The organism is Ruegeria sp. ABD4_443 (genome assembly GCF_056160865.1).
In genome coordinates, this window is record NZ_JBSWYA010000002.1 from 169,679 (window position 1) to 191,050 (window position 21,372).

The window sequence follows — 21,372 nt, forward strand, 5'->3', positions numbered from 1 at the left end:
CCTTCCCGGCTCAGCCGGTTTTTTTGAATATCATTTCGGTCGGGCATATCCGCCCGGCCTTTAGGTTTGTTACGTAGTTCTGGAACTTTTCGGGGGCGGTCTCGCCCATCATCAGGTGGATACCCAGCGCGGGCGGACCGCTTTCGGCCATGCGCGCAAAGGCTTGTTCAAAGAACGCGAGTGCAAAATCCGTGCGGTCGGTCCGGGTGATCAGCTGCAACCCGGCGGCATTTGCAGCCTCGACATAGACTTCAGGCGGGTCGACAAAGGATGTCTCGGCGACGGTCGACCAGGGCAGCGGGAACACCAGCGGCCCGGACACGGCCCCGCCCATCACGTCGAACAGGGCAAAGGTGCCACCGGTTGCCAGCGCCCGCGACACCTCGGCGAACAACCCGGCCTTGTCTTCGATGTTCATGCCGACATGAAACATGACCGCCAGGTCGAACCCCGCGTCCGCGACCGGCATGTTCAGGGCGCTGCCGACCACAAAGCTGGACTTGCCGGAATGGCCGACGAGATCGCTCAGCGTCTTGGCCGTTTCAACAAATTCCGGCGTCAGGTCGACCCCTGTGACCGTCGCATCGTACCGATCAACGATATAACGCGATGTCCCGCCGATGCCGCAGCCAACATCCAGCACCCGCGTCGCGTGGGTAAGCGACAACTGCGCGAACAGGTTGTCCGTGGCCTGAACGCCGCCGGTGTGAAACTCGTCCCCCGCCTTGAGGTCGGCAACAGTGGCCGCATCAGGGTCGACGCCGCTGGCCTCAAGCGCCGCGCGGACGCGCTCGGTCAGGGCGCCGGTTGTATAATGTTGGGCAACAGCTTGTTCGATCTGGGACATGACGATACCTCAGCAGCGCATAGAATGGGGTGAATACCCCATCCTATCACGAAACGAGCGTTGCGTGGATGTCCATGGCCGCGTCTCGACCTTCGGCCACGGCTGTCACCGTCAGATCGTCGCCGCCTGCGGCGCAGTCACCACCCGCCCAGACACCGTCCAGCGTGGTCCGCCCGGCCCCGGTAACGGCGATCTTGCTGCCGTCCAGCGCAAGCCCCTCGGGCGCGCCTTCAAGGGTCTGGCCGATGGCCTTCAGCACCTGGTCTGCGGGCACCCGCACCGTTTCGCCGGTTCCGGCAAGCTTGCCGTCCTGGGTGGTGGTATATTCCAGCTCGATCTCGGCCGCCGCGCCGGTGCCATGCACGGCCACCGGCTGTACATTGGTCAAAATCCGCACCCCATGCGAGGCGGCAAGGTCCTGCTCGTATCGGCTGGCGCCCATTGCGTCGCGGCCACGGCGATAGGCGATGGTGACATGCTCAGCACCCAGCAGCCGGGATTTCACGGCGGCATCCACCGCCGTCATCCCGCCACCGATGACAACGACATTGCGCCCGACGGGCAGATGCGCCAATTGCTCGGCCTGCCGCACCTCGGCGATGAAGTCCACCGCATCCCGCACGCCGTCCTTGTCGGTGCCCTGCGCACGCAGTGCGTTGACACCTGCCAACCCGATCGACAGAAAAACGGCGTCATAATTCGCGGTCAGCCCGTCAAGGGATATCGTGTCCCCCAGAACCGACCCGGTCTCCACCGAGATACCGCCAATTTTCAACAGCCAGTCGACCTCGGCCTGGGCGAAGTCATTGGTCGATTTATACGCGGCGATCCCGTATTCGTTCAGACCGCCGGGCTTGGGCCGCGATTCATGTATCACGACATCATGGCCCAGCATCGCCAGACGGTGCGCGCAGGCCAGCCCCGCCGGCCCTGCCCCGATCACGGCCACCGTTTTGCCCGTGGGCGCGGCCCGTTCGAAAGGATGTTCACCCGTGGCCATGACGGTGTCTGTCGCGTAGCGCTGCAACCGCCCGATCTGAACCGGCTTGCCCTCGGCGGCCTCTCTTACGCAGGCCTCTTCGCACAGCGTTTCCGTCGGGCAGACCCGCGCGCACATGCCACCCAGAATATTCTGATCAAAAATCGTTTGCGCCGCAGCCTGGGGCTGACCGGCCTGTATCTGCCGGATGAACAGCGGAATATCGATATCCGTCGGACAGGCCGTAACGCAGGGCGCGTCGTAGCAGAAATAGCACCGGTCCGCTGCAACGGCGGCTTCGTGCGGTGCCAATGGCGGATGCAGGTCCGCGAAATTCGAGGTCAGCTCATCGCTGGAAAGCCGCCCGGATACGATACCGGGTGCCATCTGGCCCTGTGCCATCTCTCTACTCCCTGTAGATATGTTTGTTATGGGCTCAGCTTGCCACAAAGAAATTTTTTATCAATTGGTAAAATTTCGAGATCGGCAAAAAAATCGCAATTTCGCGCCTATCGCGGCCCAATCTGCAAGGTTTTGCCTGTTTGGCGTGCAGTGATGGGACGGAAACCGGGAATTTCACAGGTTCTGCGCCGCCACGCCCCCGGTCGCGATGCGGGTTTTACCGCCCCGCGCCCATTGCTATAAGCAAGCGAAAGACCCGAGCGGCCCATGTCAGAAAGCGCAAAAATGCAGGCGAGTTCCCCGAAATTCAACGTCGTCGTCGTGGGGCAGAATAACCGCCTGCAATACGAGGCGGTCCTGTTCGCCGCCTCGCTGCGCCACAGCGCGCCGGGATTTCAGGGGCGCCTGTTCGTGGCAACGCCAGAACCCGGACCGCGATGGCGGCAGGATCCGAGCATTCGCAATGCGGATGTGTTAAAGGCCCTGTCGCAACTGGATGTCGAAATCCTTCCGTTCGAAAACCGCGTGTTCGGCGAAACCTACCCCTATGGCAACAAGATCGAAGCGCTGATGGCCCTGCCCGAAGGAGAGCCCTTTGTCTTTTTCGATACCGACACGCTGATCACGGGCGAACTTGCGGATGTGCCCTTTGACTTTGATTGCCCCGGCGCGTCGTTGCGGGCCGAGGGGACCTGGCCCAAGCCCACGCTGTACGGCCCCGATATGGATGCGATCTGGCGCGCCCTTTATGACCGGTTCTCGCTGGATTTCGAAAGTTCGCTGGATACCGGGCAACCGCTGAACTACTGGCGGCGCTACCTGTATTTCAACGCGGGGTATTTCTTTTACAAATGCCCCCGCCAGTTCGGGACACGCTTTCTGTCCTATGCACAGGCGATCCAGGACGAAGAACTGCCTGCCCTGACTGACCAGGCGCTGGACCCCTGGCTGGATCAGGTTGCGCTGCCGCTGGTCATCCATTCGTTTGGCGGCGGGCGCGACGCCCTGCCCGAGGGCCTTCTGGACGGGTCGGTCAGCTGCCATTACCGGCTGTTTCCCCTGCTTTATGCGCGCGAAAGCGACCATGTGGTCGAGGTGCTGGAAACGGTTGCCGCACCGAACAAGTTCAAAAAGGTTCTCAAGACCTATGACCCGATGAAACGCCTTGTGTTCCAGGGCAAGGGCGCCAGGATCCGAGAGATGTTCGACCGCAACAACCTGCCCCACCGCGAGCAGTTGATCCGCAAGGCAATCAAGGCCAAGGGCCTGTGGCTGCGCTGACCGGAACGTTGTGAAACCACCGCCTTTGGCCTAGAGATTTTGCAACGGTTTTTCAAAAGGGAGATGATTCACATGTCAGATGGCCCAACCTATGGTTTTGACACGCTGCAAATCCACGCCGGAGCCCGGCCGGACCCGGCGACCGGCGCGCGCCAAACGCCTATTTACCAGACCACAGCCTATGTGTTCCGTGACGCGGAACATGCCGCAGCCCTGTTTAACCTGCAGGAGGTGGGATACATCTACTCGCGCCTGACCAATCCAACGGTGGCCGTCCTTCAGGAACGTGTGGCCACGCTGGAAGGCGGCGTTGGTGCCGTCTGCTGTTCGTCGGGCCATGCGGCGCAGATCATGGCGCTGTTCCCGCTGATGGGACCGGGATGCAATGTCGTCGCATCGACCCGCCTGTATGGCGGCACGGTCACGCAGTTCAGCCAGACCATCAAACGCTTTGGCTGGTCCGCCACATTCGTCGATACCGACGATCTGGACGCCGTGAAGGCCGCCATTGACGAAAACACCCGCGCCGTATTCTGCGAATCCGTCGCCAATCCGGGCGGATACGTCACCGATATCCGCGCGCTGGCAGATGTTGCGGACGCGGCTGGCATCCCGCTGATCGTCGACAACACTTCGGCCACGCCATACCTGTGCCGCCCGATCGAACAGGGTGCGACGCTGGTGGTGCATTCCACAACCAAATACCTGACCGGGAACGGAACCGTCACGGGTGGCTGCATCGTCGATTCAGGCAAGTTCGACTGGTCTGCAAATGACAAGTTCCCCTCGCTCAGCCAGCCGGAACCGGCCTATCACGGCCTGAAGTTCCACGAAACCTTTGGCCCGCTGGCCTTTACGTTCCACGGCATCGCCATCGGTCTGCGCGACCTGGGCATGACCATGAACCCGCAGGCCGCGCATTACACGCTGATGGGTATCGAAACCCTGTCGCTGCGGATGGAGCGCCACGTGGAAAACGCCCGCAAGATCGCCGAGTGGCTGGAGGCGGATGAGCGCGTCGAATACGTCACCTATGCCGGACTGGCGTCATCGCCCTATCATGACCGCGTCAAGGCGCAATACCCGCGCGGGGCCGGCGCTTTGTTCACATTTGCCGTCAAAGGCGGCTATGACGCCTGCGTCAAGCTGGTCAATGCGCTGGAGATTTTCAGCCACGTTGCAAACCTCGGCGATGCGCGGTCGCTGATCATCCATTCGGCCTCGACCACGCACCGTCAGTTGACCCCCGAACAACAAGAGGCCGCAGGTGCCGGCCCCGGCGTCGTGCGGGTATCCATCGGGATCGAGGATGCGAACGACCTGATCGCCGATCTTGACCAGGCCCTGGCCAAGGCCAGCGCCTGATCTGATGGCTGGGCCGATCAAGAACGCGCTGGGGCAGCCCATAGGGGCGCCGGTGTCGGGCGATTTTCCTCGCCCGGCGCCGCCCTATACGCCGATGACAGGGCGTTTTTGCGCGGTCGCGCCATTGGATATCAACCGGCATGCGCCCGGACTGTTCCGGGCGTTTTCTCAGGACACAAGCGGTCACAACTACACCTACCTGCCCTATGGCCCATTCAAGGCCGAACGCGATTTCATCGCCTGGGCGCGCGAAAACTGTGCCGATGCCGATCCGATGTTCCACACGGTTCTCGACGCCGGTGAAACACCGGTCGGGATGGCATCATATCTGCGGGTCGAACCTGCCGCGGGGGCGGTCGAGGTCGGCCATATCCACTTTTCGCCGCTGTTGCAGCGCAAGCCCCAATCGACCGAGGCCATGTTCCTGATGATGCAGCGTGTCTTTGATGAGCTGGGCTATCGCCGGTATGAATGGAAATGCGACGCGTTGAACGCGCCGTCGCGGCGCGCAGCCGAACGGCTGGGCTTTACCTTCGAAGGCATCTTTCGGCAGGCCACCCATTACAAGGGGCGCAACCGCGACACGGCCTGGTATTCCATTCTCGATTCCGAATGGCCGCGCATTCGGGACGCTTTTCAGGCATGGCTGGCGCCAGAGAATTTCGATGGCGCAGGCCAACAGCGCCAACCGCTGATGGCCCGTTCCGAGGGTTGACCTTATTCGGCGATGGCGAATTCCATAAAGACGGTGACAGCGACCGAGATTTCGCCACCCGCCACGGGCACACCACCCGCGTCTGACAGGCTCATCTCGCGCATCTGAGGCATGGGCCGCGCACCGCCGCCCTGGTCACTGATCGTCAGGACCGGGCCCAAGGTCACGCCGGCGGCCTGCGCCAGCTGCGCAGCCTTGGCCATCGCCGCCGCAACTGCATTGTCGCGGGCCGAAACCTCAAGCGGTGCAGGGTCTTGCACAGAAAAGCTCAACCCACCAAAATCGTTTGCCCCATCCTGGATAACGGCATCCATGACCCGACCAAGCTCGTCCAGGTTCCGAACCCGCAGCACCACCCGATTCGAGGCGACAAACCCGGTGATCTGAGGGGCCGCGCCAGAAGACGCGTTGCGACCGGACCAGACCGGAGACAGGGACAGATCGCGCGTATGAACATCGCGCGGGTCTGTCCCCATTTCCGCAAGCCGCGCCAATATTTTGCCCACCGCGTCCGAGGTGGCCTGCATCGCGACCGAGGCCTGCCGGTCCTGGTTGGTGACACCCACCGTGATGATTGCCATGTCGGGCGCAGCCTCGGCCGTGCCCGTTGCGCTGACCGTGATGCGACGTTCTTCCGCATCCGCGCCGCTGGCCAGTGCAGCGAACAGCAAGGCGGACAAAAAAACCAATATCTTCAAAGCGATCTCTCCTGATTGGGTCGTTTCAGGATGCGGTGGCAAGCCTTCGCCGGACAAGAGGGTTTTATGCCTTTTCCTTTCCCTCGGCGGGTTCCTGCCCTATCCTCGGAAAGCGGACGCTTTTGCGTTTGCACAAAAGCTGACAATTCTGGTTCCACCTGATTATGAAACCCGCCTTCGCGCTGACCTTTTCGGATACAGGGATTTCTCTGCATCATCATTCGGATGACGAATGGTATTGCATTGGAACAGTGCCGCTGGACGCATCTGACGTTACAGATCAATTGCAACGGCTGTGGCAGCAAGGGTTCGCGCTGGAAAACGACCTGAGCTGCACCGTGGTGATTCCATCGGAACAGGTGCGTTACTTTTCCGTCGAAACCGGCGGGCTTTCGGCCGCGGACGTTCAGGACAAAATCCTGACCGCGCTGCAAGAAGCAACGCCCTATGCGCTGAGCGATCTGGTCTATGCCGCCAAGACCATTGGCGCACAAACCGATATCGCCGCCGTGGCCGCCGAGACAGTAGAAGAGGCCCGGACCTTTGCCGAGGCGCACGGTTTTGTACCGGCGCAGTTCACGGCCTGCGACCGGGATGCCGACGCGCCAGTGTCGCTGTCGTTCCTGTTGGCCGCGCCAAATGCGCAGGCCGCGCCGCCCGACCCCGCAATTGGCGCCAGTGACATCGGCACTGCGCCCCAAGCACAAGCACCGGCGGCCCCCGCAGCACCAGTGCCGGACGCCGAGGCCGAGGCCGAAGACATAGGCGACACCCCGTCCGACCAAGAGGCCCAAGCCGACGAGGGTGCCGAACAACCGGTACCACAGCCCGCCGCGCATCCCATTGCTGATTCTGACGCGCCGGTTGCCTTTCATTCTCTGGCGCGCGATCCGGCGCGGCGTGACCTGCCAAAGGCCGCTTTCCTGTCACAGCTCCCTGCGCGGCGTCTGGCGGTTCCGGCCATTGCGGCCACGGTCGTGCTGGCGCTTGGCCTTGGCGTATGGTCGCTGATGCCGTCCGACACACCCCAACAGGTCACGATCGCAACACCCGAGGATGCCCTGGATGAAACGGCCCTGACCGGTCAGCCATCCGTACCCTCTGAAGAACCGCCCAAAGACACGGCCCAGCCCGTTGAAACACAGGCGCCCGAGCCTGATGAATCGCAACCCGAACCTGAGCTGACCCCAACGGATGCCGCAATCCTTGAGGCGCTGCAAACCGCTCCGCAAGCGGTCGAAGAGGTCGCGCGCGACCCCGAGGCGCAAGAGGTTTTCCACGAGGTCACCGGGCTTGCGACCACGCCCCCGACCGCCCCGGCGCAACCCGCGCCCGAGCCGTCGGATGACACCTATCTGGCCTCGATCGACCGGTCAGATCTGTCGCAGGATGCCGTTGCGCTTCCGCCGGTTCAAAGCTTTGACACCGATGACCCGGTGGACCAGGCCGGACTGCCAAGCATTGCGGGCACGCGGTTCACGCTGGATGAACGCGGGCTGGTGACGCCAACGGCCGAAGGGACGCTGAACCCTGATGGCATCCGGGTGTATCTGGGCCGTCCTTCGTCAGTTCCGCCAGAGGTGCCGGTCCGGTTTGAAACCGAACCGGTAACCGCCGAGGTGGACCCCAGGCTGGCAGAGATTCGCCCCCGCCCCCGGCCCGGCGATATTGTCGAACGGTTCGAACGCCAGCAACTGGGCGGGCGCTCGGTCGCGGAACTGGCTGTTTTGCGCCCCAAACTGCGCCCCAAATCGATCCAGGATCGGCCTCAGGTTGACCACACGCCCACCGCACTTGCCGTGGTGCGCGTTCCCCGCCCACGGGTGCGCCCGGCCACGGTCGCAGCATTGGCCGCCCGGAAACAGGCGGGTGCAGGGTCTGCGCCCCTGGGCTCGGTCGCAGCTGTTGCGCCAAAAGATGACGAGGCCGGATCGTTCCAGCCCAAAGCTGTTGCGCCGAAAATTCCCAGCACCGCGTCCGTCGCACGACAGGCCACGATCGACAATGCGATCAACCTCAGGCAGCTGAACCTGATCGGCGTCTATGGCAGCCCGGCCAACCGCCGCGCGCTGGTCCGGTTGCCCAGCGGGCGCTACAAGAAGGTCAAGGTCGGAGACCGCATCGACGGCGGCAACGTGATTGCCATTGGTGACAGCGAATTGCGGTATCAAAAGCGCGGGCGCAACGTGACGCTGAAGATGCCGCGCGGATAACACCCCAAGCCGATGCTCGCGCCCCAAAGCGACAAGGCGCCAGGCCCTGTGGACCCGGCGCCTTGCCAGAATGTCGTTATCAGTGGTGCGATCAGGCCGCGGAAATCTCGCCCGCTTCGATCTGTTCACGCTCGATGGATTCAAACAGCGCCTTAAAGTTGCCTTCGCCGAACCCGTCATCGCCCTTGCGCTGAATGAACTCGAAAAAGATCGGCCCGATCACTGTTTTCGAGAATATCTGCAGCAGGATCTTGGTTTCGCCCCCGTCGACGACACCTTCGCCGTCGATCAGGATGCCGTGTTTCATCAGCTTGTCCTTGGGCTCGTCATGGCCTGACACGCGGTCATAAGACATGTCGTAATAGGTCTCGTTCGGGCCGGGCATGAATTTCAGCCCCTTTTCGGCAATCGCATCGGTCGACCCGTAAATATCATCGCTGCCGACGGCGATATGCTGAATGCCTTCGCCATTGTATTTCTTCAGATAGGATACGATCTGCCCGGTTTCCCCCCGGTCTTCGTTGATGGGGATGCGAATGCGGCCACAGGGCGATGTCAGGGCGCGGCTGAAAAGCCCGGTGAACTTGCCCTGAATATCAAAGAACCGGATTTCACGGAAATTGAACAGGTCTCCGTAGAAACGGAACCACTTGTCCATGTTGCCCTTGTAGACGTTGTGGGTCAGGTGATCGAGATAGAAGAAACCGTCGCCACGCGGCTTTGATTGTTTCAGCCACTCGAATTCCTGATTGTAGGGCGATGTGTCGTAATACTGGTCGATGAAATAGATCAGCGACCCACCAATCCCCTTGATCGCGGGGACATCCAGTGTCTTGTCGGCCCCGTCATAAGGCTCGGCCCCTTTGGAGACCGCGTGCGCATACGCCTTTTGCGCATCAACCACGCGCCAGCCCATTGCCGGGGCGCATGGTCCATGCTCGGCCACGAACCTGGCGGCGAAACTGTTGGGGTCGGCATTGAGAATATAGGTCACATCCCCTTGCTGCCACAGCTCGACCGCGGGTTTGGCCTTGTGGTGCCCGACCCGCTCGAAACCCATTTTTGCAAACAGGTCCCGCAATTCCTGCGGATCGGGATGGGCGAATTCTACGAATTCGAACCCATCGGTTCCGGCCGGGTTTTCCGGGGTTATGGCAGATTTCGGGGCATTGTGCGGGAAAGGACCCATGGCGCGCTCCTCAGAAACAGGAAATTCTTTGCTGATTCAAAAATACGCTTTATTGCGCGCTGTTTTTGCGCGTTGTTTTCGGGTAAACTAAATCATGGCGCGTAATTTGCGCGCGAAATGGCAGAAAATCAGAAAGTTCCCGCATATGCTGGATTCCACGGACACGCGATTGCTTTCGGCTCTGCAATCGAACGCCCATCTGACCGCACATCAGCTGGGAGAGATGCTGAACCTGTCCCCCAGCCAGGCCGGACGCCGCCGTCAACGGCTGGAGGCGGACGGGTATATCACCGGCTACGCCGCGCGGCTGGATCCGCTGAAACTTGGCCTGCAGGTCCAGGGGTTCATTCAGGTTCACCTGGGCACGCACGGCCCCGAGCAATCGGCCAGTTTCGCGCGAATGGTCGACACGCGGCCCGAAATCACCAGCGCGTGGACGATGACGGGCGAGGCCGATTACTTGCTGCACGTCTATTGTGACGACCTGTCCGCCCTCAACCGCTTGCTTCACCAGGTCATACTGCCCCATCCTGCGGTGGCACGGGTGCAAAGCCAGATTGTCATGGATCAGCTCAAGCGGGATGCCCCGCTGCCGACCTGAGCGAACTGAAGGGACGATAATGAACGAATTTCTCTACCAGGCCTCGATCTATCTGGCTGCAGCGGTGATTGCCGTGCCCCTGTCGGCCCGGTTAGGGTTGGGGTCGGTGCTGGGCTACCTGGCGGCCGGCCTGGCGATTGGGCCGGTCCTGGGCCTGGTTGGCGCGGAAACGCAAAGCCTGCAGCATGTCGCGGAATTCGGCGTCGTCATGATGTTGTTTCTCATCGGGCTTGAACTTGAACCGCGCGCGTTGTGGGACATGCGCGACAAGCTGCTGGGCCTCGGCGGACTGCAGATCGCCCTGTCGACCGTGGTAATTGCGGCCGTCGCCATGTATGCCAACCACCCCTGGAGCGTGGCACTGGCCGTTGGCTTGACCCTGTCGCTGTCCTCGACGGCCATCGTTTTGCAGACGCTATCGGAAAAGGGATTGATGCAGACGAATGGCGGGCGGGCCACGTTTTCCGTTCTGCTGACACAGGATATCGCGGTTATCCCAATCCTGGCGTTTCTGCCGCTTTTGGCGATGCCGGCCAGCATTCATATCGAAGATGACGGCTCGATCGACCGGGGCACCGGCGGGGCGCATGGGGCAGATATTCACCACAGCCTGTCCCTGGTCGATGGGCTGCCCGGCTGGGCGGTTACGCTGGTGACCATCGGGGCCGTGGCCTTTGTTGTCATTGCCGGGATTTACCTGACCCGGCCCCTGTTCCGGTTCATCCACGCCACGCATCTGCGCGAGATGTACACCGCGCTTGCACTGATGATCGTGGTCGGCATCTCGTTCCTGATGACCCTGGTTGGCCTGTCCCCTGCCCTGGGCGCGTTTCTTGCAGGTGTCGTGCTGGCCAGTTCGGAATTCCGGCACGAGATGGAAAGCGATCTGGAACCCTTCAAGGGCCTGCTGCTGGGGCTGTTCTTCATCACCGTTGGTGCGGGCATCGACGTTGGTTACTTTTTCAATGATCCATTCGACCTGATCGGCCTGGCCCTGCTGGTCATTCTGGCCAAAGGCATCATCCTATTCATAGTCGGCAGGGCCTTCAAGCTGCGCGGTCGCGATCATTGGCTGTTTACGCTTGGGCTGGCACAGGCTGGTGAGTTTGGCTTTGTTTTGTTGGCCTTTTCGACCCAACAGAACGTCATACCCCCGGCGCTGTCGCAAAAGCTGCTGATGATCATCGCGCTGACCATGCTGATCACCCCGCTGCTTTTCATCATCTACGACCTGCTCAACCGGCATCTGGGCGATAGCGGCCCACAGATTGAACCCGACACGATTGACGAGAAAGGCCCGGTCATCATCGCGGGCATCGGACGGTTCGGCCAGATCGTCAACCGGCTGGTCCAGGCCAGCGGGTTCAAAACGGTTGTTCTGGATCACGACATCGAAACGATCCAGCTGATGCGCCGATTTGGCGTCAAAGGCTTTCTGGGCGATCCCACCCGCCCGGAACTGCTGCGGGCGGCGGGGCTTGAAAAAGCGGCCGTGCTGGTGGCGGCGATGGATGATTGCAAGCAGGTTACGCGGCTGGTCAGCTATGCGCGCCGCCAGCGCCCCGATCTGCATATCGTGGCACGCGCCCAGGACCGAAACCATGTCTACGAGCTGTACCAGGCCGGGGCCAATGACATTGTGCGCGAGATGTTCGACAGCTCGCTGCGGGCGGGGCGGTATGTGCTCGAAAATATCGGACTAAGCGAATACGAAGCCGCGCAGGCCGAGCAGATGTTTTATCAACATGACCGCATGTCGGTCCGCGAACTTGCCGAACTTTGGGTGCCGGGGATGCCGACGGCCGAAAACAAGAAATACATCGAACGCGCGCGCGCGCTTGAGAAAGACCTTGAAACGGCGCTGTTGGAACTGGCCGAGGAACACGCAAAGAAATCCGCCTGACCGGGGGTGCCCCCCCCGGTCACCGGTGCATTCAGCCGTCCGTGACGCCCGCCTCGGCAAAGGTGGCCATGCCCGAATGGCAGGCCACCGCGCTTTTGAGGATGTTGATCGCCAATGCGCCGCCCGACCCTTCGCCCAGGCGCAGGCCCAGTGACAAAAGCGGTTCCTTGCCCATTTCCCCAAGCAGCGCGGCATGCGCGCCTTCGGCGCTTTGGTGGCCAGCAATCGCATGATCCAGCGCGGTTGCGGACATGCGGGAAAGACAGGCGGCGGCGGCCGAACAGATGAAACCGTCCAGAATGACCGGAATGCGCAAAACGCGCGCCGCAGCAATCGCACCCGCCATTGCCGCAATCTCGCGCCCACCCAGACAGCGCAGGATTTCCAGCCCGTCGTCGGTTTGCCCGTGCAGGGCGACACCTTCGGCCACCACACGGGTCTTGTTGGCCAGACCGTCATCATCGACGCCGGTGCCGCGCCCGGTCCAGTCTGATGCCGCTCCGCCAAACAGGGCGCAGGCAATCGCGGCGGCGGGTGTCGTATTGCCGATCCCCATCTCGCCGACGACCAACAGGTCCGCGCCCGTATCAACCGCATTCCAACCGGTGCGCAGGGCCGTCAGAAGGTCCTGTTCGCTCAGCGCGGGGGCCTTGGTGAAATCTGCTGTGGGGCGATCCAGGTCCAGCGCATGAACATCCATCTTGGCCCCGGCCGCACGGGCCAGCTGGTTGATGGCGGCGCCGCCATGTTCGAAATTCATGACCATCTGCACCGTGACCTCGGGCGGAAACGCCGAGACCCCCTGTGCCGTTACACCGTGATTTCCCGCGAATACGATCACCTGAGGTGACTGAACCTGCGGTTGGGCCTCGCCGCGCCAACCGGCATACCAGATCGCCAGCTCTTCAAGACGCCCCAGCGCCCCCGGCGGTTTGGTCAATTGGTCATTTCGGTCCGTCGCCCTTTCCCGTGCGGACTGATCCGGCCCGGGGGCAGAGGTCAGCGCATCTCGGAACGTGTTCAGGTCAAGGAGTTCGGGCAGCATTCAAAGCCTCATTGCATCGCGGTGGTCCTGCGTGTTTAACCGAAGCAGATGAACCGACAAGTCCCCGGAAGGCCAGTAAGTGCACAAAAACGACCATAGCCCCTTTTCGGCCTGGGACTTTCCGCTTGCTTTGGTGTTGTTGACGCGCCTGCCTGTACCGCCCCTGCCCGCGGCGGTGTTTGCGCGCCAGTCCGGGGCGGCCTGGGCCTTTCCGCTGGTCGGGGTGACGGTTGGCGCCTTGGGTGCTGCGGCGGGATGGCTTGCCCTGGCCGCCAACTTGCCGCCCATGGCTGCGGCCACGCTGGTGGTCTGCGTTCTGGTCGCGACAACCGGCGCGATGCACGAGGACGGGCTTGCCGATACGGTCGACGGGCTTTGGGGCGGGCACACGGTCGAAAGACGGCTTGAGATCATGAAGGACAGCCAGATTGGCAGCTATGGCGTATTGGCGCTGGGCCTGTCCCAGCTTCTCAGGATCGCCGCAATCGCGGCCCTGACGACAGGCGACGTGCTGACCGGGCTGATTGCGGCCTGTGCCTTTTCGCGGTGCCTGATGCCCGTTGTGATGCGGGCCCTGCCCAATGCGCGGAACGCGGGGCTTAGCCACAGCGTCGGTGTGCCCCCCATGGCTGCCGTTTGCGCCGGGGTCGCGATTGGCGGCGCACTGACGGTTTTCCTGCTTGGCCTTAGTGCGATTGTCGCCATGGGTTTCGCGACCCTGGCTGCATTGGCGGTGGCGGGCATCGCCCGCATCAAGATCGGCGGCCAGACGGGTGATATTCTGGGGGCCACGCAGCAGGTATCAGAGATCGCCTTTCTACTGGTGCTGGCCGCCCTGACCTAGGCCGCGCCCGCGGTTTCAATCCGCAGGGTTTCACCGCAGTGTTTGCAATGCACCGCATCCGGGTCATGCCGGAACAATCCGCAATTGGGGCACTTGTGGCGCACTTTCTGGGGCATGAAGATGGCCTGAGCCAGCCGGACGAACAAGGCGACCCCCACCACCATGATGAATACGGAAAACAATTTTCCTGCCGGTGTTGCCAGCGTGATATCCCCAAATCCGGTCGTCGTCAGGGTCGCCACAGTGAAATAAAGAGCATCGACATAGGGCGTCTGGCTGCCTTCGGGAATGAAAAAGACCAATACGGCTGTGGCTGTCGCAAAGACAAAGACCAGCAGGTTAATCGCCGCAATCACGGCATCCTCATGGGTCCGGAAAAAGACGCTGTCGCGCCGCAGGTCCCGCAACAGGTGGTAGGAATGTATCAACCGCAGGGCCCGCAAGATGCGCAGGAAGGCCAGGCTGCCGGTCAGGAACGGGTCCAGTATCAGGGACACGATCACCACGATATCCGCCAGCGTATAAATCTGGCGCAGCAGCTTCCACCGGTCCTTTGCGATCCATAACCGGGCCGAGAAATCCAGCAGGATGAACAGCCCGACCGCCCAACTGGCAGCGATCAGGCCCGGGCCGTGCGGAATATGGGCCGTGGCCACAAAGAACACGATCGTCAAAGCGTCGAAAAGGATCAGGCCGTACCGGAACCGGATCGAAACCGGCGCCCTGCCGACATACAGAAATTTGACCGCCTGTTTCATCCAAACCCTGCACAGTGAAGCGCGAATGATACGAGCTTAAGGCAAAAACACGTTTGACACCAAGGCGTTCAAAAAAGAAAGGCCGCCCGAAACTCTGGGCGGCCTCTCTGCAATTTCCGGGGTCATGTCAGGCTGCGCGAGACGTCAGCACCTCGTCGACCTGCTTGGCAGCCGAAAGCTCATCAGCGCCCGACACCGCGGCCACCTCACGGGTCAACCGTTCAAGCGCGGCTTCGTACAACTGCCGTTCCGAGTAGCTTTGCTCGCGTTGGTCGTCGGTACGGTGCAGGTCGCGGACCACTTCGGCAATCGAGATCAGATCGCCCGAGTTGATCTTTTGTTCGTATTCCTGCGCCCGGCGCGACCACATCGCACGCTTGACCTTGGCCTTGCCCTTGAGCGTTTTCATCGCCTGGCTGATCACATCGGGCGAGCTGAGCGACCGCAGCCCGGATTCGGTGGCCTTGTTGGTCGGAACGCGCAGGGTCATCTTGTCTTTTTCAAAGGAGATGACGAACAGCTCGAGCGAAAATCCCGCGACTTCCTGTTCTTCGATCGACACGATCTGCCCCACGCCATGGGCGGGGTAGACAACATAGTCGTTCGGGCGGAACTCAAGCTTCTTCGACTTTGTCATTCACTTCTATCCTTCATTACGGACCGGGGCGCAGGCGACAAAAGCACCACGTGCGGGGCCGATTTCAGCCCCGTCAGGCGGCGTTGTTGTCAATAATTCAGACCTCCAAAGCAATCATACTTTCGGAGTCCATCCCCAATCTGGTCATCATGTAGGGAGCGAGTATATCACATTTTTACGTCGCCGGAAAGCGCAACGGAAAAAATGCTCTGAAACCCGGAACCTTTCCAACGCCTTACAAGGCGCGTCAGGCGGGTTTTCAAACCTTGGACCGGGCCGAATCGCTCAGCCTCCCTCGCCCGGTGCCTCAGAGAAATACTTCTCCATTTTGCCTTCTTCGCCGTCGCGGTCTTCGTAACCGGGCATCGGGTCTTTCTTGGTCACAATGACAGGCCATTGTTCCGAGTATTTGCGATTGAACTCGACCCATTGCTCCATCCCCGGTTCGGTGTCAGGACGGATTGCATCCGCCGGGCACTCGGGTTCGCACACGCCGCAATCGATACATTCGTCGGGATGAATGACCAACGTATTCTCGCCCTCGTAGAAACAATCTACCGGGCATACCTCGACACAGTCGGTGTATTTGCAGGCGATGCAGTTCTCGGTGACAACATAGGTCATGGTTGATTTCCCATATACGGTTTGGGCGTCTAGCTAATTCAGTATCGTCCCGTCTTCAAGGGATGATCAACCGTCAGGGGTGCGAGAAAGACCAAGCGCCCTGCGATCCTTTTTGGTCGGCCGACCCTTTCCTTCATATGCGGGGTTTCGTGGTGCAGCGTCCCGCTTCTGGCCCAGATCGCTGTACAATGTTTGCGCTTCGGGTGCCGGTCCGCGCCTGACGCCCAGCGCATCCACGCGAACGACCCTCACCTCGCGCCCCTGTACAAACGTCAGAACGTCCCCCGGCCCAACCAATTGAGCGGGTTTGAGAGCCCTTGCGCCGTTGATCCGAACGTGCCCGCCGCTGACTTGTTTGGCGGCAAGGCTGCGGGTCTTGAAGAACCGCGCCTGCCACAACCATTTGTCGATCCGTAGCCTGGCCTCGGCCATCGGCGGTCAGCTACCGTCCTTCAAACCCATAAGCGCTGCGGCAAAGGGGTTATCCGGGTCGATCGCCTTTTCCTTTTTCGGTGGCCGTGACGAGAATGTCTTGGCCCCTTGCGGCTTGCCGCCCTTCTTGCCGTGCGGTTTGCCGCGTCCATCCTGTGGCTTGCCACGCGGCTTGCCCTTGGCCTGGCCTTGCCGCTGTTCACGGCGCGGGCCACGATTGGCCTGGCGCTGACGACCCCAGGTGAAAGTATAGAACACTTCGACTTCGGGCTCGTCCGAGGCGGGCTCGGAAACGGCAGGCTCGGCCGGGGCCGCTTGGCCGTCAGTGGTTTCCACTGGGGCCTCGGCGCTTTCGGCGGCGTCAGCAACAGGCGCGTCGGCCTGTGCGTCGGTCTCTGGGGCCTCGTCAGCGGTGGCCGCCGTTTCCCCAGTTGCCGCGTCAGCAGCATCTACATTGGCAGCTTCGGCCGGGGCCGGTTTGACCTTTTCGCGCTCACCGCGCTCGGCCTTGTAGCCCAGCCCCTGCATCAGGTCCGCGAACTGATCAAGCGTCATGCCGGTGATCGACAGCATGTCGGGTTTGGCCTCGAAACCACCCCGGCTGTCTTCGGCGCGCAGCATGTCGGCCAGGCGCTCCAGCATATCGATACGGATCGAACGGTCGCCCGCATCGCGGTACCCGCACATGGTGTCGTAGCCTTCGGGCGCGCCCTTGGCGACGGGCACCGTGACCAGACCCGGGGGCGGCGCTTCGGGGAATTCCTGAAGACCACGCGAAAGCCCCCACAAAACCAGCCGCAAACGCGTCGGCGCAGGTTTGAGAAGGAGCGGCATGAAAATGGTGAACTGACCGAAGCGGATACCATGCTTGCGCAAGGCACCACGGGCATCCTGATCCAGATCCTTGACCTCTTGGGCGACCCCGGCGCGGGGCAGAATGCCAAGCGCTTCGACCATGCGGAAGGCAAAGCCCTTGGCCAGCCCCGACAGTTCCTCGTCGCGCGACAGGTTCAGCAGCGGTTCGAACAGCGCGGCCACCTTGCGGTCGATGAAATGCTGCAGGCGGCGCTGGACCTTCTGCTCGACATCCGGCCCGGCGGCTTCGTCCACGAACACCTCGACCATCGGCTTGAGCGGCTCAGCCCCGGCAACCAGTTTGCCGACAGCATATTCGCCCCACATCAGGCCACCCTGATCGGTAAAATCAATTTCGGTATCGGGCGCGTTGTAAAAGCGGTCGGCACGCAGATGGAATTGCGGCGCGAGCGCCTGCAGAGAGGCCGACTTGAGCGCCTTGGCCTCGGTCCCTTGCGCGCTTTTGTCCGGGGTAAACCGGAACCCTTCCAAACGACCAACGAATTCGCCTTCGACGGTCACTTCACCCTTGTCGTTCACCTCGGCCAAAAGGGCCTCCTTCTGTTTGAGCCGGCGCAGCAATACCGATGTACGCCGGTCCACAAATCTTTGCGTCAGACGGTCATGCAAAGCATCTGACAGCCTGTCTTCTACAATGCGCGTTTCGGCACGCCAATGCGATTCGTCGCGCACCCAACCATTTCGTTGCGCAACATATGTCCAGGTGCGAATATATGCCAACCTTTTGGACAATGTATCGATATCTCCGTCCGTTCGGTCGATTCGGCGGATTTGTCGCGCCATGAATTCGTCCGGGATCGCACCGCGTTCATGGAGGTGGCCAAATATCACCTCAAGCAGGCTGGCATGTTCGGTATGGCTTATGCCCCGGAAATCCGGGATTCGGCAGACATCCCACAACAGGCGGACCGATTGCGGGTCGCTGGCACGGGCGATGACTTCGGTCACCTGCGCCAGTGATTTCACCGCGTTCAGGTCATCTGCCGGGCGCGCCTTGATCAAATGCTCACTGTCGGGTGCGATTTCGAGCGACGCGATCAGCGCCTCGACCGATCCGAAACCAAGCGCGGCATTCCGCCAGTTCAGCTTTTTCATCGGCGTGAACCGGCTGTCCATGATGGCCTGCGCGACACCGTCGTCCAGCGGCGGGGCCTCGCCGGTGACGCCAAAGGTGCCATCCGACATGCCACGTCCGGCGCGACCGGCGATCTGCGCCAGCTCATTCGGGGCGAGCGGCCGCATCCGACGCCCGTCGAACTTGGTCAGGGACGAGAAAGCCACATGGTTCACATCCAGGTTCAGGCCCATGCCGATGGCATCGGTGGCAACCAGGAAATCGACCTCGCCATTCTGGTAGAGTTCGACCTGAGCGTTTCGCGTGCGCGGGCTGAGCGCGCCCATGACCACAGCGGCCCCGCCTTTCTGACGGCGCAGAAGCTCGGCAATGGCGTAAACATTGTCGACCGAGAACCCGACAATGGCGCTGCGCGGTGGCATGCGGCTGATTTTCTTCGAACCGGAATAAACCAGTTGTGACATCCGGTCCCGCCGCACGAACTGGGCCTCGGGCACCAGCGCGGCGATGGGTCCGCGCATCGTGTCAGCCCCCAGAAACAGCGTTTCAGCCGTTCCCCGCGACCGTAGAAGGCGGTCGGTGAATACATGGCCGCGCTCGGGGTCGGCACAAAGCTGGATTTCGTCGATCGCGACGAAATCTGCGCCCATCCCTTCGGGCATCGCCTCGACAGTGCAGACCCAATACTGCGTGCGCGGCGGGACGATTCGCTCTTCTCCGGTGACAAGCGCCACCACGGACGGCCCGCGGATGGCAACGATCTTGTCGTAAACCTCACGCGCCAACAGCCGCAACGGCAGGCCGATGACACCCGTGCGGTGCCCCAGCATCCGTTCGATTGCATAATGGGTTTTGCCTGTGTTGGTCGGGCCCAGAACGGCCACGATTCGGGATGACCCGCTCACCTTTGCCCCCTGCCCCGTATCTTAAAGCGCCTTGCCTTCGATCTGGGGCCTTAGTCGATTCAACGCATTGGTTACTTCCTCGTGATGAGGATGTATAGCCAGCGCGCGGGAATAGGCATCAAAGGCTTTGCCCGGCTCTTCCATCACTTCGAAAATCAGGCCAAGACCGAAAATCGCCTCGTAATTGTTGGGGTTCAGCGCCAAGGCCTGTTCAAGGTCAGCGGCGGCCATGCCGAACCTTTCGATCCCGAAAAAAGCCGATGCCCTGACATGCCAGCCTTCGGCGAAACCGGGTGCATGATCCGTCAAGGCGGTCAAATGGTCGAGGGCGGCCAGAACATCGCCATCATCCAGGGCCTCGCGCCCCCGTTCCAGCAAAAGGTCGGCCGATGCCGAGCCGGACTGCGACCACAGGGCCTGCAATTGCCGGTCAAGCCCCGCCGCCTGTTCCGGCGTCGACAGCGCCAGTTGCTGCAGCAATTCAGCCTCGTCACGGGAATCGGCCTGTTGCGCAAGGCAAGTGGTGGAAAACGTGACTGTCAGCGCAATTGCCGCAACGGTACCTTTGAGATTGTTGATTGCAAAGCTCATAACAATGTTCAGTGTAGCGTTGCCACCACGGAAGTCCATTCGCAGCGCATAACCAAAAGTGAGGAGAACCATGAGCGAAACACTGGAAAAGGCCGCAGCCGCACTGAACGAGAAACTTGCCGGGGGCGATTTCGACGCGTCGGCCAAGTTTGCCATTGCCGATCTGGGCGCTATTGTCCTGGATGCAAACGGTGCACGCGTCAGCGACGACGAGGCCGACGTAACGCTGAGCGCGGATGCAGATACGTTCGAACAGATCCTCAGCGGCGACCTGAACCCGACAGGTGCGTTCATGGCAGGCAAGCTGAGCGTGGATGGCGACATGGGAATTGCCATGAAACTTGCCTCGGTGCTGGCCTGATGGAATTATCGCCGGCCCCCTTTTTTGAAGACGTGGCCGGCGGTCCTGCCGGTGGTGCTGCCCATTGGGCGCACAGTTCGGATGGCAAACGCATACGCGTCGGGCATTGGCTGCCCGACGGACCTGCCCATGGAACGGTCATGCTGTTTCCGGGGCGCACGGAATACATCGAAAAATACGATGCCACGGCGCAGGAATTCACCCGGCGCGGTTTTGCGATGCTTGCGGTCGACTGGCGCGGGCAAGGATTGGCGGACCGGTTGCTGGACGACCCGCGCATCGGCCATGTCGACCATTTCCCCGACTATCAGAAAGATGTCGAAGCGGTCCTGGCGGTGGCGACCGCGCTTGACCTGCCGCAACCCTGGTTCGTGATCGGGCATTCGATGGGCGGTGCCATCGGATTGCGCGCCGTGATCGAGCGTGACTGTTTTGCCGCCTGTGCCTTTACGGGGCCGATGTGGGGTATATTCTTTACCCCCATCATGAAACCCCTAAGCCGCGTGACCGCATATTGGGGGACGATGCTGGGCCTGGGCGCCAAGACCCCTCCGACGACCTCGCTGGAAAGCTATGTGCTGTCGCAGCCTTTTGACGGCAATGTTCTGACCCGCGACCGGGACATGTTCGAGATGATGCGACACCAGCTGCACGCCCACCCCGAGCTTGCGCTGGGCGCGCCGTCCAACCTGTGGCTGCGCGAATCGCTGGACGAATGTGCCTGGCTGATGGACCAGCCCGCGCCCGATACGCCCTGCCTGACATTTCTGGGCAGTCACGAACAGATCGTTGATCGCAAGGCCATTCGCGCCCGCATGGCGAACTGGCCCAACGGCACCCTGGTCGAAATTCCCGATGGCGAACACGAGGTGCTGATGGAGGCGCCGGACGTCCGTGGCCCGGTTATCGACCAGCTTGCCGCTCATTTTCTGGCAGCCAGTCCCAATGCCGCACCGGAACCGGCCCTGACGCAGTGACCCCGAACCCGGATGGTGCCTGCTTGTGATCCAGGCGCCGCGCGCCTAGATATC

Annotated in this window: 20 protein-coding genes; 9 read left to right on the forward strand and 11 right to left on the reverse strand. The window is 61.6% G+C overall.

Translation table 11 applies throughout. From position 1 onward, the window contains the following. Window positions 1-10 precede the first annotated feature (10 nt). On the reverse strand, window positions 11-847 hold the full coding sequence (locus tag ACXAG8_RS04895) for a class I SAM-dependent methyltransferase (RefSeq protein WP_475222624.1): 837 nt from the start codon (window positions 845-847) through the stop codon (window positions 11-13). Between the two features lie 46 nt (window positions 848-893). Continuing rightward, window positions 894-2,228, reverse strand: coding sequence for an NAD(P)-dependent oxidoreductase (locus ACXAG8_RS04900; RefSeq protein WP_475222625.1), 1,335 nt, complete (start codon window positions 2,226-2,228; stop codon window positions 894-896). 285 nt (window positions 2,229-2,513) lie between these two features. On the opposite strand from ACXAG8_RS04900, the gene ACXAG8_RS04905 reads away from it, so the two are divergent. The 3 genes from ACXAG8_RS04905 to ACXAG8_RS04915 all read left to right on the forward strand — a co-directional run bounded on the left by ACXAG8_RS04905 (window position 2,514) and on the right by ACXAG8_RS04915 (window position 5,589). Further along, on the forward strand, window positions 2,514-3,509 hold the full coding sequence (locus ACXAG8_RS04905; RefSeq protein ID WP_475222627.1) for a hypothetical protein: 996 nt from the start codon (window positions 2,514-2,516) through the stop codon (window positions 3,507-3,509). Between the two features lie 72 nt (window positions 3,510-3,581). Next, window positions 3,582-4,874, forward strand: coding sequence for an O-acetylhomoserine aminocarboxypropyltransferase/cysteine synthase family protein (locus ACXAG8_RS04910; RefSeq protein WP_475222628.1), 1,293 nt, complete (start codon window positions 3,582-3,584; stop codon window positions 4,872-4,874). Between the two features lie 4 nt (window positions 4,875-4,878). Continuing rightward, entirely contained in the window at window positions 4,879-5,589 is a 711-nt protein-coding gene (locus tag ACXAG8_RS04915; protein WP_475222629.1) for a GNAT family N-acetyltransferase, read from the forward strand. Between the two features lie 2 nt (window positions 5,590-5,591). Here ACXAG8_RS04915 and ACXAG8_RS04920 read toward each other — a convergent pair whose 3' ends face one another. Next, the gene (locus tag ACXAG8_RS04920) at window positions 5,592-6,287 is read right to left on the reverse strand and encodes an SIMPL domain-containing protein (RefSeq protein ID WP_475222630.1); all 696 of its coding nucleotides are present in this window, start codon (window positions 6,285-6,287) and stop codon (window positions 5,592-5,594) included. A 164-nt stretch (window positions 6,288-6,451) separates the two neighbouring features. Here ACXAG8_RS04920 and ACXAG8_RS04925 point away from each other — a divergent pair, with 164 nt between their 5' ends. Then, a complete protein-coding gene (locus ACXAG8_RS04925; RefSeq protein WP_475222632.1) occupies window positions 6,452-8,500 on the forward strand; it encodes a hypothetical protein in 2,049 nt (682 codons plus the stop codon). 91 nt (window positions 8,501-8,591) lie between these two features. Here ACXAG8_RS04925 and hppD read toward each other — a convergent pair whose 3' ends face one another. After that, entirely contained in the window at window positions 8,592-9,689 is a 1,098-nt protein-coding gene (gene hppD / locus ACXAG8_RS04930) for a 4-hydroxyphenylpyruvate dioxygenase (protein ID WP_475222633.1), read from the reverse strand. Between the two features lie 145 nt (window positions 9,690-9,834). Here hppD and ACXAG8_RS04935 point away from each other — a divergent pair, with 145 nt between their 5' ends. After that, window positions 9,835-10,290 carry an Lrp/AsnC family transcriptional regulator gene (locus ACXAG8_RS04935; protein ID WP_475223105.1) on the forward strand — a complete coding sequence of 152 codons (456 nt, stop codon included), beginning with the start codon at window positions 9,835-9,837 and terminating at the stop codon, window positions 10,288-10,290. A 19-nt stretch (window positions 10,291-10,309) separates the two neighbouring features. Then, a complete protein-coding gene (locus tag ACXAG8_RS04940; RefSeq protein ID WP_475222635.1) occupies window positions 10,310-12,193 on the forward strand; it encodes a cation:proton antiporter domain-containing protein in 1,884 nt (627 codons plus the stop codon). A gap of 31 nt (window positions 12,194-12,224) precedes the next feature. Here ACXAG8_RS04940 and cobT read toward each other — a convergent pair whose 3' ends face one another. After that, complete coding sequence (gene cobT, locus ACXAG8_RS04945) at window positions 12,225-13,238, reverse strand: nicotinate-nucleotide--dimethylbenzimidazole phosphoribosyltransferase (RefSeq protein ID WP_475222637.1); 1,014 nt, start codon at window positions 13,236-13,238, stop codon at window positions 12,225-12,227. Between the two features lie 79 nt (window positions 13,239-13,317). On the opposite strand from cobT, the gene cobS reads away from it, so the two are divergent. Next, a complete protein-coding gene (gene cobS / locus ACXAG8_RS04950; protein ID WP_475222638.1) occupies window positions 13,318-14,082 on the forward strand; it encodes an adenosylcobinamide-GDP ribazoletransferase in 765 nt (254 codons plus the stop codon). Here cobS and ACXAG8_RS04955 read toward each other — a convergent pair. The 6 genes from ACXAG8_RS04955 to ACXAG8_RS04980 form a co-directional block, all read right to left on the reverse strand. Further along, entirely contained in the window at window positions 14,079-14,840 is a 762-nt protein-coding gene (locus ACXAG8_RS04955) for a potassium channel family protein (protein WP_475222640.1), read from the reverse strand. The genes cobS and ACXAG8_RS04955 overlap by 4 nt on opposite strands. Before the next feature lie 127 nt (window positions 14,841-14,967). Further along, entirely contained in the window at window positions 14,968-15,477 is a 510-nt protein-coding gene (locus ACXAG8_RS04960) for a CarD family transcriptional regulator (protein WP_475222642.1), read from the reverse strand. A 285-nt stretch (window positions 15,478-15,762) separates the two neighbouring features. Then, window positions 15,763-16,101 (reverse strand): ferredoxin FdxA, encoded by a 339-nt coding sequence (gene fdxA, locus ACXAG8_RS04965; RefSeq protein WP_475222643.1) that lies wholly within the window; start codon window positions 16,099-16,101, stop codon window positions 15,763-15,765. Window positions 16,102-16,167: 66 nt separating this feature from the next. Then, window positions 16,168-16,533: an RNA-binding S4 domain-containing protein gene (locus tag ACXAG8_RS04970; RefSeq protein WP_475222644.1), complete on the reverse strand. Its 366-nt coding sequence runs from the start codon at window positions 16,531-16,533 to the stop codon at window positions 16,168-16,170. Window positions 16,534-16,539: 6 nt separating this feature from the next. After that, window positions 16,540-19,389, reverse strand: coding sequence for a helicase-related protein (locus tag ACXAG8_RS04975; RefSeq protein WP_475222645.1), 2,850 nt, complete (start codon window positions 19,387-19,389; stop codon window positions 16,540-16,542). Between the two features lie 21 nt (window positions 19,390-19,410). Beyond that, the gene (locus ACXAG8_RS04980; protein ID WP_475222647.1) at window positions 19,411-19,980 is read right to left on the reverse strand and encodes a tetratricopeptide repeat protein; all 570 of its coding nucleotides are present in this window, start codon (window positions 19,978-19,980) and stop codon (window positions 19,411-19,413) included. A gap of 70 nt (window positions 19,981-20,050) precedes the next feature. Here ACXAG8_RS04980 and ACXAG8_RS04985 point away from each other — a divergent pair, with 70 nt between their 5' ends. After that, complete coding sequence (locus tag ACXAG8_RS04985; RefSeq protein ID WP_475222648.1) at window positions 20,051-20,341, forward strand: SCP2 sterol-binding domain-containing protein; 291 nt, start codon at window positions 20,051-20,053, stop codon at window positions 20,339-20,341. Continuing rightward, window positions 20,341-21,318, forward strand: a complete 978-nt coding sequence (locus tag ACXAG8_RS04990) for an alpha/beta fold hydrolase (RefSeq protein WP_475222650.1) — start codon at window positions 20,341-20,343, stop codon at window positions 21,316-21,318. The genes ACXAG8_RS04985 and ACXAG8_RS04990 overlap by 1 nt, the downstream gene beginning before the upstream one ends. Window positions 21,319-21,372: the final 54 nt, after the last annotated feature.